Below are 12,300 nucleotides of genomic sequence, written 5' to 3' on the forward strand. Positions count from 1 at the left end.
TCCGTGCGCGCCCTGGTGCTGGCCGGCGAGGGCCGCGGCTTCTGCTCGGGCGGCGACGTCGACGAGATCATCGGCGCCACCCTCGGCATGGACACCGCCCAGCTCCTCGACTTCAACCGCATGACCGGGCAGGTCGTCCGGGCCGTCCGCGAATGCCCGTTCCCGGTGATCGCCGCCGTGCACGGGGTGGCGGCCGGCGCCGGCGCGGTCCTCGCCCTGGCCGCCACCCCGTGCACGGCGGCGATCACCGGGAACGGGCATTCGCGGACGGCCCGGACGACCTGCCCGGTCATGCGGTTGAAGTCGAGGAGCTGGGCGGTGTCCATGCCGAGGGTGGCGCCGATGATCTCGTCGACGTCGCCGCCCGAGCAGAAGCCGCGGCCCTCGCCGGCCAGCACCAGGGCGCGCACGGACCTCTCCCGGGACAGCTCGGCGAGCAGATCACGCAGGTCGGCGTAGGCACCGAAGGTGAGCGCGTTGAGCTTGTCGGGGCGGGCGAGGGTGACCGTGGCGACGCCGTCGGTGAGCGAGCACCGCAGATGTCGCCAGTCGGAGGTGCGGGCGGCGGAGCCGGTGAAGGGACTCATGACGGGCGGCCTCCTCGGGGGGCTACCGCGACGCTGCGGCTGCTTACCTGCTCCTACGAAGTTATCACCGATATCTGACTGTCGTCACGAGGGCGCGATAGCGGGATGGTCCGAGGCGGGTGGGGCGCCCGGTCCGACCGGCCCCGTGACTCGGTCACGGACGTTCGACAAGCACGTAACGGCGGGCTCCGCCGTGAGCGGCGCGGCGTCGGTAGGGGTACATCGCCCGACAACGGGGCCGAAGGTCCCGCACGGTGCCCGGCGAGTGATCGCGTAGGGGCGCGCCGTACCATTCGTAACGCTGAAAGCAGGACGAGCCATGACCTGCTCCATGAACGGATCCGCCACCTTGCACGAGCCCTCCACCCCCTCCTCCTGGCGCATCGCGCTGCCGCACACGGCTGCGGCCGTGCCCGTGGCCCGCGCGCTGGTCCGGACGGCTCTGACCGACCTGAAGCACGGGACGGACTGCGACACGGCGGAGCTGCTCACGGCGGAGCTGGTGGCGAACGCGGTGGAGCACGCGGCGGGGGACGGCCCGATAGAGCTGGTCGTCGAGCTGCTGCCGTCCGGCTGCACGGTCGAGGTGCACGACCCGGACCCGGCGCCGCCGGGTGACCTCACGGCGCCGGGGTACGACGAGCCGGACCCCTGGCAGGAACACGGCCGGGGCCTGCTGCTGATCCGAGCCCTCAGCTCGGCCTGCGGCCACCGCCCGACCAGCTCGGGCAAGGCGGTCTGGTTCCGCCTCCCGTCGGTGCCGCACCAGCAGCGGCCGGGGATGGTCTGAAGCGTCCTGACGGACGAGCGGTCGTACTGCGGGCCGCCGCCGAGGAGCACGGCACCTCAGACCCTGAAGATCCGTCGTGCGTTGCCGGACAGGAACAGTTCGGTGGCTTCCTCGTCCAGGCCCAGCTCGCCGAGGTGCTCCAGCGCCTGACCGGGTGTGATCATCGGGTGGTTGCTACCGAACAGCACCTTCCTGCGGCCCCGGCCGCGCAGATGGTCGACCAGTTCGCGCGGGTAGCGGCGGACCGTGAACTGCGCCGGGCCGACTACTGACTTCGGCGTTTCGGGGGCTGGATCTGTGTCGGGACTGGTGACGTGGTCCGTCCGGGCTGGTACGCCGGAAGACATGCGGTATCCGGACGGGGGCGGGCTGACCGCCGAGCAGCGAAGGCGCCGGGAAGAGATACGGATGCGGGCCGTTGACCTCTTCAAAAAGGACGCGGAAGTCCCGTGCATCGCACGCGAGTCACGGGTGAGTGAGAAGTCGGTCTACCAGTGGCGCCGCATCTGGAGGACGGGCGGACGCGAGGCGCTGCGTTCCAGAGGCCCCTGCGGCTACGACTGCCGGCTCGGCCCTCACCTGCGGGCCAAGCTCGCCGCCTGGCTGGACGAGGGGCCAGCCGCGCACGGCTGGGTGGATGACCAAGTGTGGACCGCCGCCCGGGTACGCACGCTGATCGGGCGGAAGTTCCACATCTCCTACAGCGTCTCCGGGGTGACCCGGCTGCTGCGCCGGATGGGCTACAGCGTGCAGATGCCCGCCCGGCCTGCCGCCGAGCGCGACGAGGACGCTATCACCGCATGGCGGGAGGTGACCTGGCGGGAGGTAAAACCCTCCGGGCGGCGACCGGCGCGTTCCTCTGCTTCGAGGACGAAGCGGGCGTGACCGGTCGGCCGCCCAAGGGCCGCACCTGGGGACGGCGCGGCATCACCCCGAGGGTCAAGGTGTCCGGCCGCAGCCGGGGACGGCTCTCGGTGGCCGGGCTGCTGTGCTACCGGCCGGGCCTGCCCGCCCGTCTGTGCTACCGGCTGCGCCGGCACACCGGCCGCAAGGGCGAGCGCCGCTCGCTCGGCGAGAGCGACTACGTCCGCCTGCTGGATGGCGCAACTGCCGGTCGTCGAGCAACTGGAGGCCGCGCTCTGCACCGACGCCCCGGTCACCCTCGCCCCCACGCGCACCCTCCCGCCGAAGTAGCCGCCCTCCGGGACGCTGATGAGCGCCATGCATCACGGCGTCCCCAACCGGCATTGGACCGCCCGGGAGCCGGTCACCAATAGTGCTGGGCATGGGCGCAGAAGCCGTAACGGAGGTTCGCCGATGACCAGCTCCCCACCACCCGGAACCGCCGAGCCGACCCGGGCCGCCTCGCCGTTGACGATCAGCGAACAAGGCGCGTTCTGGGTCGGTGTCGGGCGCAAGCCGACCGAGGCCGGGACCGCCGCCGAGGCCGCGATGTACGTCCAGTACCAGGTCCCGGCCGATCTCCGGCATCCGCTGCCCGTGGTGATGGTCCACGGGGGCGGCGGCCAGGGCACGGACTACCTGTCGACGCCTGACGGCCGCCCCGGCTGGGCCACCCGGTTCGTCCAGGCCGGTTACGCCGTGTACGTGGTCGACCGCCCAGGTCACGGGCGCTCCCCGTACCACCCTGATGTCCTCGGGCCCATCGAGGGCGCGGCACCGACGTACGAGTTCATCCGCTGGCTGTTCTGCGACGGGGCGGGACGCCCCGGCAGCCAGTGGCCCGGCAGCGGCGAGGTCGGCGACGACTCCGCGCTGGACCAGGTGATGGCGAGCCAGGGCCCGACGCTGCCCACCTTCGCCGAGAACGAGGAGCAGATGCGGCGCTGCGGGGCCGAGTTGCTGGACCGGATCGGACCGGCCGTGCTGATCACCCACTCCATGGGGGCGCCCTTCGGCTGGTTGGTCGCCGATGCACGGCCCGGGCTGGTGAAGGCCGTCGTCTCCATCGAGCCGATAGGACCCCCGTTCATCGAACTGCCCGGCCTCGGAAAGCTGGAGTGGGGGCTCACCGCGGCCCCGATCACCTACGAGCCGCCGGTGCGGACTCCGGAGGAACTGCGCACCCGGCTGCGCGAGGCCGGGGGCGACGGGCCGCAGGACTGCCTGGTCCAGGACGAACACGCCGGCCCCGTGCGGTCCCTGCCAGGGCTGCGAGGCTTCCCGATCGCCGTGGTCGCGGCCGACGCCTCGCCGTTCGCGGGGTTCCAGCACGGTGTCGCCGACTACCTCGCCCAGGCCGGTGCGGACATCGAGTTGCTGCGCCTGGCGGACCTGGGGCTCACGGGCAACGGTCACCTGCCCATGGGTGAGAAGAACTCCGACGACGTGGCCGAGGCACTGATGACCTGGCTGAACAAGCGACTGGCGGCAGTGGAGGAAACGTCCCGATGACAACCGTGACAACCGTGCCGACTGTCGAGACCGAGGTGCTCATCGTGGGCAGCGGCCCCGCGGGAGCGAGCGCCGCACTGGCGCTGAGCACCTATGGCGTGCCGAACGTCATGGTCACCCGCTACTCACGCCTCGCGGACACGCCCCGGGCGCACATCACCAACCAGCGCACCATGGAAGTGCTGCGTGACCTCGGTGTGGAAGAGGACGTGATCGCCCAGGCCACTCCGCAGAACCTGATGGGCAACACCGTCTTCTGCACAGCCCTCGCGGGCGAGGAACTCGGCCGGCTGAGGTCCTGGGGCAACGAGCCGCTCGTGCAGGCCGCGCACGAGTTGGCCAGCCCCACCCGGATGTGTGACATGCCGCAGCACCTCATGGAACCGGTGCTCGTGAACGCGGCCACAGCACGCGGAAGCCAACTACGGTTCGGCACCGAGTACCTGTCGCACGAGCAGGACGCCGACGGCGTGACCGCCACGGTCCGCGACCGGCTGCGCGGCGACACGTACACCATCCGCGCCAAGTACCTGATCGGCGCGGACGGCGGCCGCAGCAAGGTGGCCGAGGACGCCGGACTGCCGATGGGCGGCCAGATGGGCGTGGCCGGCAGCATCAACATCGTCTTCGACGCGGACCTCACCAAGTACGTGGCGCACCGCCCCGCCACCCTCTACTGGGTGCTGGCGCCCGGCGCGACCGTGGGCGGCATCGGCGCCGGCCTGGTGCGCTGCGTACGGACGTGGAACGAGTGGCTGATCGTGTGGGGCTACGACGTCGACGCCGGCCCGCCGGACCTCACCGAGGAGTACGCCCTGTCCGTCGTACGCAAGCTGATCGGCGACGACGAGATCCCGGTCACCATCAGGTCGTCCTCCGCGTGGACGGTCAACGAGATGTACGCCGAGACCTACTCGAACGGCCGGGTGTTCTGCGCGGGCGACGCCTGCCACCGTCACCCTCCGTCCAACGGGCTGGGCTCCAATACCTCCCTCCAGGACTCCTACAACCTGGCATGGAAGCTGAAGCTGGTCCTGGACGGCATCGCGTCCCCGTCCCTGCTGGACACCTACAGCGACGAGCGCGCGCCGGTCGGCAAGCAGGTCGTCACCCGGGCCAACCGGTCCATCGGTGAGACGGCACCCGTCTTCGAGGCGCTCGGCGGCCTGGCGCCGCAGACCCCCGAACAGCTGTGGCGGAACATCGCCGCCCGCAAGGACACCACCGAGGAGGCTGAGGGGCAGCGGTCGCGGCTGCGGGAGGCGATCGCCTTCAAGGCGTACGAGTTCAACGCCCACGGCGTGGACCTCAACCAGCGCTACGCCTCCGCCGCGATCGTCCCGGACGGCACACCGGACCCCGGCTTCGCTCGCGACCCCGAGCTGCACTTCCAGCCGAGCACCCGCCCCGGCGCCAAGCTCCCGCACGCCTGGATCACCTCCGGCACCCGCAATCTGTCCACCCTGGACCTGGGCGGGAACGGCCGGTTCACCCTGATCACCGGCATCGGCGGCGAGCCCTGGACGGAGGCCGCCCGCATCCTCGGCAAGGAGTTCGGCCTGGAGATCGCCACGGCGGTCATCGGCCCCGGCCAGGAGTACGAGGACCCGTACGGCGACTGGGCCCGGCTGCGGGAGATCGGCGACTCGGGCGCGCTGCTGGTCCGGCCGGACAACCATGTGGCCTTCCGCCGCCAGGACGCCACCGGTGACGTCACGGTCGCACTGCGGGACGCGCTGCGGCAGATCCTCGGGCGGGGCTGAGCGGCCATGGACCTCACCGCGAAGACCGCGAAGCCCGAGACGACGACGGCGGTGCTGGAAAGCTTCGCCCACACCTCCGATCCCCGACTGCGCGAGGTGCTGGCCTCCCTGACGCGTCACCTGCACGATTTCGTGCGGGACATCGAGCCGACCCAGGCCGAGTGGGAGCGGGCGATCGACTTCCTCACCGCGACCGGACACATGTGCGACGACACCCGGCAGGAGTTCATCCTGCTGTCGGACGTCCTGGGTGTGTCGATGCTCGTCGAGACGATCAACGACCACAAGGCGGCCGCCGCGACCGACTCGACGGTGCTCGGCCCCTTCCACATGACCGAGTCCCCGGTCCGTGAACTCGGGGCGAACATCGATCTGGTCGGCGGCGGCGAGCCGTGTGTGATCAGCGGACGGGTCGTCTCCGTCGACGGCACCCCGCTGCCCGGTGCGACGCTGGACGTGTGGCAGGCCGACGACCAGGGCTTCTACGACGTCCAGCAGCCGGAGAAGCAGCCGCCGGGCAATGGGCGCGGGCTGTTCACCGCGGACGCGGAGGGGCGGTTCTGGTTCCGCTCGTGCGTTCCGAGCCCGTATCCCATTCCGACGGACGGGCCGGTCGGCTCGCTGCTGGAGGCGACCGGCCGTCACCCCTACCGTCCCGCCCATGTCCACTTCATCGTGGGCGCCGAGGGGTACAGCCCGGTGACGACGCACATCTTCGTGGCGGGCAGCGACTATCTGGAGTCGGACGCCGTCTTCGCCGTGAAGGAGAGCCTGGTCGAGGAGTTCGTCGAGGTGGACTCCCCCGAGGAGGCCGCGGAGTCGGGCCTGGCCAACCCCTTCCGCCGGGCGCGCTTCAACATCGTGCTGCAACCGGTGATCGTGTGAAGGGCGAGGCCCTGGACTTCACCTACCAGGCACAGCCGATGCGCGTCCTCTTCCGGTCGGGTGCCGTCCCGGACGCGGTGCCCGACGAGGTCGCGCTTCTCGGCCTCGGCCGCGTCCTCGTGCTGTGCGACGACCATGGCCTGGACACGGCCCGTGCCGTCGCCGCGTCTCTCGGCGACACCTGCGCCGGGCTGCACGTGGGGGCGGTGACGCACGTCCCGGTGGAGGTCGCCGACCTGGCCGTCGAAGCGGCTCGCGAAGCCCGGGCCGACGGCTGCGTGGCGGTCGGCGGCGGTTCCGTGACCGGCCTGGCCAAGGCCGTCGCGCTCAGGACCGGCCTGCCGATCGTCGCCGTCCCGACGACGTACGCCGGATCGGAGATGACACCCGTCTGGGGCCTGACCGAGGGCGCGGTCAAACGCACCGGGCGCGACCCGAAGGTGTTGCCGCGCAGCGTCGTGTACGACCCGCTGCTCACGCTCACCATGCCGCCCGTGGGGTCCGCGACGAGCGGCATGAACGCGATCGCGCACGCCGTCGAGGCTCTGTATGCCCCGGACTCCACTCCGATCGTCTCCCTCATGGCGGAGGAGGGTGTGCGGGCGCTGGCCGCGGCCCTTCCCGAGATCGTCGCCGACCCCTCGGGGCATGACGCGCGCAGCCGCGCGCTGTACGGGGCGTGGCTGTGCGGTGCCTGTCTCGGCGCTACCACCATGGGGCTGCACCACAAGCTCTGCCATGTGCTCGGCGGCACCTTCGACCTGCCGCACGCCGAGACACACGCCGTCGTCCTGCCCCATGTGCTGGCCTTCAACGCGCCGGCGGTTCCCGAGGCACTGGCGGCGCTGCGCCGGGCGCTCGATGTCCCGGATCCGGTACGGGAGTTGCACGAGCTGGGCGAGCGGCTGGGCATCCCGCGATCGCTCGCCGACCTGGGTCTGACCGCCGCCGACGTGGACCGTGCGGTCGATGTCGCTCTCGGGGCGCCGTACGCGAATCCCCGCCCGGCGTCCGCCGACGATCTGCGCGCCGTCCTGCACGCGGCCTGGGCGGGCGAGCCACCGTACGGTGGCTGACCGCTTCTACCGGGCGAGTTCGGCGTACGGAACGCCGCTCGCACGTCGGGCCACCCGGCGTGCGAGCTCGGCGAAGGCCGGGGCGGCGGGCGAGTGACCGGCCTCCGGAAAGGCGACTGCGGCCACCAAGCCGAGGGGCTCCTTCGGAGCGACGTTCTCCACTCCCGGGTGCGGGAACATCCGGGTGGCCGACAGCGGCATCAGTCCCACCATGTGCTGGTAGGCGATCTTCAAGGACATGTCCAGGGCCGAGCGGGCGTGGGAGCCGACCGTCGGGGCGTCGTCGTCCCCGTTTCGTCCGCCGACCCAGAAGTCGAGGCCCGGCTCGGGGGTGACCCAGGGCTGATCGAAGACCTCGGTCACGTCCACCGCGGCGGCCGAGGCCAGCGGATGCCCCTTCCACAGCCCGACGGTAAGGGGCTCGGTGAAGATCGGTACGCGTGTCAGGCCCGGCATGTCGACGTTCAGGGGCAACAGCGCCACGTCGTACTCGCCGGCCAGCAGCGGGGCGAGACCCTGGTGAAAGTCCACTTCGTGTACCCGGATCGTGACGCTGGGATACCGCTCGCAGAACGCCTCGATGACCGGATGAGTGAGTTCGGCCAGAGCCACGCCGTAGCACGCGACCCGCACCTCGTCCCGTCGCCTGGCCCGGATGGCGCCCGCGGTGGCGGAGAGCCGCTCGGCGTCGGCCAGCACCTCGCCCGCCCGTTCGAGCAGTTCCGCGCCGTCGGCGGTGAGCGCCACATGCCGTTTGTCGCGGTCGAACAGCTGGACGCCCAGCTCACGCTCGAGGGCGGCGATCGAGCGCGTCAGCGCGGGCTGGGTGAGGTGCAGACGCTCGGCGGCGACCCGGTAATTCAAGGTCTCGGCGAGCGCCGAGAAATGGCGCAGGCTCCGGAGTTCCACTCAGCCCTCCAGAAAGGCGAGGTCCACGGCGTCGTGGTCCGCGCCAGGTTACAGCGCGCTTCCCCGCACGTCACCAGGCAGAAATGTGCGGCATTCCCGTCACCCCCTCCGACCTGCTGTGATGCACGGCACTCATCAAGCCCACAGTTACCGGCATTGGACGGTCCTTCGCCGCGCTGCCGACACTCCCTTCAGGCCGACCCAGAACAGCAGCGGATGGGGTGCGAATTGTCCGAGACAACCGAGGCAGCCGAGAAAATCATCGAGATTCCGCAGCCGGAGCCGGACCTGACACCGGAGGAACTGGTGCGCCGGGCCGCCGGCATGAGGGCCTGGCTACGTGATCATCAGGACGAGACCGAACAGCGGACCGGGATCTCCGAGGACACGCACAAGGCGTTCCTGGAGGCGGGTTTCTACCGGTCCCTCCAGCCACGCCGCTTCGGCGGCTACGAGTTCGACCTGCGGACCTACTCCCGGATGGTCACCGAGGTGGCCCGCGGCTGCCCGTCCAGCGGCTGGAACCTGTGTCTGGCCGCCTCCCACAGCCTGGTGGTGGCCGGCCGCTTCCCCGAGAGCACCCAGCGCGAGGTGTTCGGGCCGGACGGCGACTTCCGAGCCCCGTTGCCGATCGCCCCGAGCGCCACAGCGACGAGGACCCCCGACGGGTACCTGGTCAACGGCCGCTGGGACTACTCCTCCGGAGTCAACGTCTCCACGCACTTCCTCGGCGGTGTGCTCATCGTCGACGAGCAGGGCGGCATGCCCACGCCGGGCCTGGTGCTCGTCCCCTCCGGCTGGCGGATGCTCGACAACTGGGGCGAGATCCTGGGCTTCCGCGGCAGCGGCTCCAACAGCGTCGTGGCCGAGGATGTCCTCGTCCCGCACGAGTACGTGTCCAGGACCCACCTCCTGGCGAACGACGCCACCGGCGGACCATGTGTCGAACTGCACGGCAACCCGATGTACGCGGGCCGGCTGATGGCGTTCTTCAACATCCAGCTGTGCTCGATCGTGGCGGGCACAGCCTGGGCCGCGGTCGACGAGTACCAGCGGATCATCACCACCAAGAACAGCCCGCTGCCGCCCTTCAAGCCGCGCAGCCACGATCCGGAACACCAGCGCAACCTCGGCCTGGCCACGGCCCTGGCCGACAGCGCGCAGCGGATCATCCTGTCGGTCACCGACGACTACACCGCCTACGCGGCCCGGGGCCTGGCTGGGGGCGAGCCCTTCTCCGAACTGGACGACCAGGCCCTCTCCCTCACGGCCCGGCAGTCCGGCCAACTCGCCTGCCAGGCCGTCGAGATGCTGGCCTCGGCCAGTGGCTCCAGCGCGCTGGCGAACGGCGAGCGCATGCAGCGGTACCTGCGCGACGTCGCCACGTACAAGACGCACATCAACGCCCAGCACAGCTGGTGGGCCACGGGATACGCCCGCTCTCTGCTCGGCGTGGAGAACCCGGCGTGAACCGGTCGACGTCCGCCGCGACGACGCCCGGCGGCGGCCCGGCGGACGACCCCGGCCGGTTCCGGCACGTGCTCGGCCACTACCCGACGGGTGTCACGGTGGTCACCGCGAAGGAACCCGACGGCCCCCCGGTCGGCATGGTCATCGGCTCGTTCACCTCGGTGTCCCTCGACCCCCCGCTCGTCGCGTTCTTCCCCGGCCGCTCCTCCACCACCTGGCCAAGGATCATGGCCGGCGGCGCCTTCTGCGTGAACGTGCTGGCCGCCGGCCAGGAGGGCCTCTGCCGGGATGTCAGCGCCAAGGCCCCCGACGTCTTCGACCGCCACCCGTGGCGCGGCGCGCCCTCGGGCAGCCCCGTCCTGGCGGGCGTCGCCGCCTGGATCGACTGCGACATCGCCGACGTGTGGACCCTCGGCGACCACTACTTCGTCCTCGGCCGCGTACGGGAACTCGGGGTGGAGAAGACCGGCGTCTCGCCGCTGGTCTTCTCCCGGGGGCGGCTCGCCCCGTTGCCGCCCCGCCGGGACCACGACGACTCGGCCGACTACACATGGCCCGACTGGCTCTGAGAGATCTGAGAGAAGAGAGACGCACCATGCGCAATCAAGGGCTCGGCTCGTGGCCCGCGCGGCGCGCCCGCATGGCACCGGAGGCCACCGCCGTCGTGCACGACGGTGGATGCCTGTCCTACGGAGAGCTGGCCGCGCGCGTGACGCGGCTCGCTCAGGCCCTGCGTGCCCTCGGGGTCGGCCACGGCGACCGGGTGGCCTACCTGGGCGCGAACCATCCGGCCCTGGTGGAGACCCTGTTCGCCGCGAACGCGCTGGGCGCCGTCCTCGTCCCGCTCAACACCCGCCTCGCGGCACTTGAGTTGGCCTTCATCCTGGGGGACGCCGGGGCGCCGGTACTGCTGTACGACGCCGAACTCACCGATGTCGTAGACGCGTTGAGGGACGACGTGGAGGTGAAGCACTACGTCGAGGTGGGGAGCGCGTACGAGGAGCTACTCGCGAGCGCGCCGGACAACCCCCTGGACGAGACGGTCGGCCTCGACGAGGTGTGCATGATCCAGTACACCTCCGGCACCAGCGGCCGTCCCAAGGGCGTCATGCTGACCCACGCCAACATCGCCTGGAACTGCTTCAACATCCTGCTGGACGTGGACATCGCCTCCGACGACGTCGCTCTGGTGGTGGCACCGATGTTCCACACCGCCGCCCTCAACACCGTCTTCCTGCCGGGCTTCCTCAAAGGGGGGACGTCGGTGCTGATGCGCGGCTTCGACCCGGAACGGGTGCTCGACGTCATCGCCGAGCACCGGGTGACCAGGATGTTCGGCGTACCCGTGATGTACCAGGCCATGGCCCGGTCGTCGCGGTGGGCGACGGCCGACCTGTCGTCGATCCGGCTCCTGATGTGCGCGGCGGCACCCGTCCCCAAGGCCCTCATCCACACGTACCAGGACCGTGGCCTGACCTTCCTCCAGGCATACGGCCTGACCGAGACCGCCCCCGCCGCACTGGGCCTGCGCGCACGGGACAGCATCCGCAAGGCCGGCTCGGCCGGCACGCCCTGCTTCTTCACCGACGTACGCGTGGTGCGGCCCGACCTCACCGATGTCGCACCGGGCGAGATCGGCGAGGTGATCATCGAGGGCCGCAACGTGATGAAGGGCTACTGGCAGTGGCCCGAAGCGACCAAGGAGGCCTTCGTGGACGGGAGTTGGTTCCGCTCCGGAGACGCGGCCACCGTCGACGAGGAGGGGTACGTCACGATCGTCGACCGGATCAAGGACATGTACATCTCCGGCGGGGAGAACGTCTACCCCGCAGAGGTCGAGCAACTCCTCTACCAGCATCCCGCGGTCGCCGAATGCGCGGTGATCGGCGTACCCGACGAACGATGGGGCGAGGTCGGCAGAGCGCTGGTCGTGCCCCGCGCGGGCGCCGAGGTGTCGCCCGACGACATCATGGACTCCCTGTCTGGCCGACTCGCCAAGTACAAGCTCCCCAAGTCGGTCGTCCTCGTCAACACCCTGCCCCGCAACGCCACCGGCAAGATCCTCAAGGCCCGCCTGCGCAGCCAGTACGGCTCCGTACCGGCCCGCGGCGCCGAGGAGGCATGACGCCAGGCTCCCTGCGTAGGACGCTGGCCCAGCCCCGGCCCACCGCACGGGATCTTCTCGATGCCTCCAAGCGCGTGCGCTCACCAGCGGAGACCACGGCGGGCCGAAGGACAAAGGTCAAAAGGTCGGCGTAAGACCAGCAGCCTCGACGGCAACGCCTCACGCGCCGCCCGTCTGCGCGAAGTCGAACGCTTCCAAGTCAGTAAGCGGACGGACGCTTACCACGACCCTAGTGCTGTGACCGGAAGGGTTTGCCGGAAAGCTCGCGGCGTCCGGTGCG

At 70.8% G+C, this 12,300-nt stretch carries 10 protein-coding genes and 3 pseudogenes; 10 read left to right on the forward strand and 3 right to left on the reverse strand.

The features are described from left to right. Nucleotides 1-15 precede the first annotated feature (15 nt). Nucleotides 16-165: pseudogene (locus tag AOK23_RS44735) on the forward strand (enoyl-CoA hydratase family protein); the annotation flags it as partial. Between the two features lie 23 nt (nt 166-188). Here the strand turns inward: AOK23_RS44735 and AOK23_RS09250 are convergent. Further along, nucleotides 189-587 (reverse strand): annotated as a pseudogene (locus tag AOK23_RS09250) (enoyl-CoA hydratase-related protein); the annotation flags it as partial. A 331-nt stretch (nt 588-918) separates the two neighbouring features. Here AOK23_RS09250 and AOK23_RS09255 point away from each other — a divergent pair. After that, the gene (locus tag AOK23_RS09255; RefSeq protein ID WP_055712266.1) at nt 919-1,377 is read left to right on the forward strand and encodes an ATP-binding protein; all 459 of its coding nucleotides are present in this window, start codon (nt 919-921) and stop codon (nt 1,375-1,377) included. Nucleotides 1,378-1,433: 56 nt separating this feature from the next. On the opposite strand, the gene AOK23_RS44740 is transcribed toward AOK23_RS09255, so the two are convergent. Beyond that, nucleotides 1,434-1,724, reverse strand: a complete 291-nt coding sequence (locus AOK23_RS44740) for an amidohydrolase family protein (protein WP_206336158.1) — start codon at nt 1,722-1,724, stop codon at nt 1,434-1,436. Here AOK23_RS44740 and AOK23_RS09260 point away from each other — a divergent pair. The 5 genes and pseudogenes from AOK23_RS09260 to AOK23_RS09280 all read left to right on the forward strand — a co-directional run. Then, nucleotides 1,723-2,483: pseudogene (locus AOK23_RS09260) on the forward strand (IS630 family transposase); the annotation flags it as partial. The gene AOK23_RS44740 and the pseudogene AOK23_RS09260 sit on opposite strands and share 2 nt — an antisense overlap. Before the next feature lie 211 nt (nt 2,484-2,694). After that, on the forward strand, nt 2,695-3,792 hold the full coding sequence (locus AOK23_RS09265; protein ID WP_055712259.1) for an alpha/beta hydrolase: 1,098 nt from the start codon (nt 2,695-2,697) through the stop codon (nt 3,790-3,792). Continuing rightward, nucleotides 3,789-5,555: an FAD-dependent oxidoreductase gene (locus tag AOK23_RS09270; RefSeq protein WP_055712260.1), complete on the forward strand. Its 1,767-nt coding sequence runs from the start codon at nt 3,789-3,791 to the stop codon at nt 5,553-5,555. The genes AOK23_RS09265 and AOK23_RS09270 overlap by 4 nt, the downstream gene beginning before the upstream one ends. A gap of 6 nt (nt 5,556-5,561) precedes the next feature. Beyond that, the gene (locus AOK23_RS09275) at nt 5,562-6,440 is read left to right on the forward strand and encodes an intradiol ring-cleavage dioxygenase (protein WP_055712261.1); all 879 of its coding nucleotides are present in this window, start codon (nt 5,562-5,564) and stop codon (nt 6,438-6,440) included. Next, entirely contained in the window at nt 6,437-7,516 is a 1,080-nt protein-coding gene (locus AOK23_RS09280; RefSeq protein ID WP_240496324.1) for a maleylacetate reductase, read from the forward strand. Before AOK23_RS09275 ends, AOK23_RS09280 begins: the two co-directional genes overlap by 4 nt. A gap of 6 nt (nt 7,517-7,522) precedes the next feature. Here AOK23_RS09280 and AOK23_RS09285 read toward each other — a convergent pair whose 3' ends face one another. Next, a complete protein-coding gene (locus tag AOK23_RS09285; RefSeq protein ID WP_055712262.1) occupies nt 7,523-8,425 on the reverse strand; it encodes a LysR family transcriptional regulator in 903 nt (300 codons plus the stop codon). A 228-nt stretch (nt 8,426-8,653) separates the two neighbouring features. Here AOK23_RS09285 and AOK23_RS09290 point away from each other — a divergent pair, with 228 nt between their 5' ends. Genes AOK23_RS09290 through AOK23_RS09300 form a run of 3 tightly spaced genes read left to right on the forward strand, consistent with a single transcriptional unit; the run spans nt 8,654 to nt 12,020 of the window. After that, a complete protein-coding gene (locus tag AOK23_RS09290) occupies nt 8,654-9,895 on the forward strand; it encodes an acyl-CoA dehydrogenase family protein (RefSeq protein WP_055712263.1) in 1,242 nt (413 codons plus the stop codon). Continuing rightward, entirely contained in the window at nt 9,892-10,464 is a 573-nt protein-coding gene (locus tag AOK23_RS09295) for a flavin reductase family protein (protein WP_063791306.1), read from the forward strand. The genes AOK23_RS09290 and AOK23_RS09295 overlap by 4 nt, the downstream gene beginning before the upstream one ends. A gap of 26 nt (nt 10,465-10,490) precedes the next feature. After that, entirely contained in the window at nt 10,491-12,020 is a 1,530-nt protein-coding gene (locus AOK23_RS09300) for an acyl-CoA synthetase (RefSeq protein WP_055712264.1), read from the forward strand. Nucleotides 12,021-12,300: the final 280 nt, after the last annotated feature.

The sequence above is a fragment of the Streptomyces torulosus genome, assembly GCF_001419765.1.
Classification (GTDB): Bacteria; Actinomycetota; Actinomycetes; order Streptomycetales; family Streptomycetaceae; genus Streptomyces; species Streptomyces torulosus.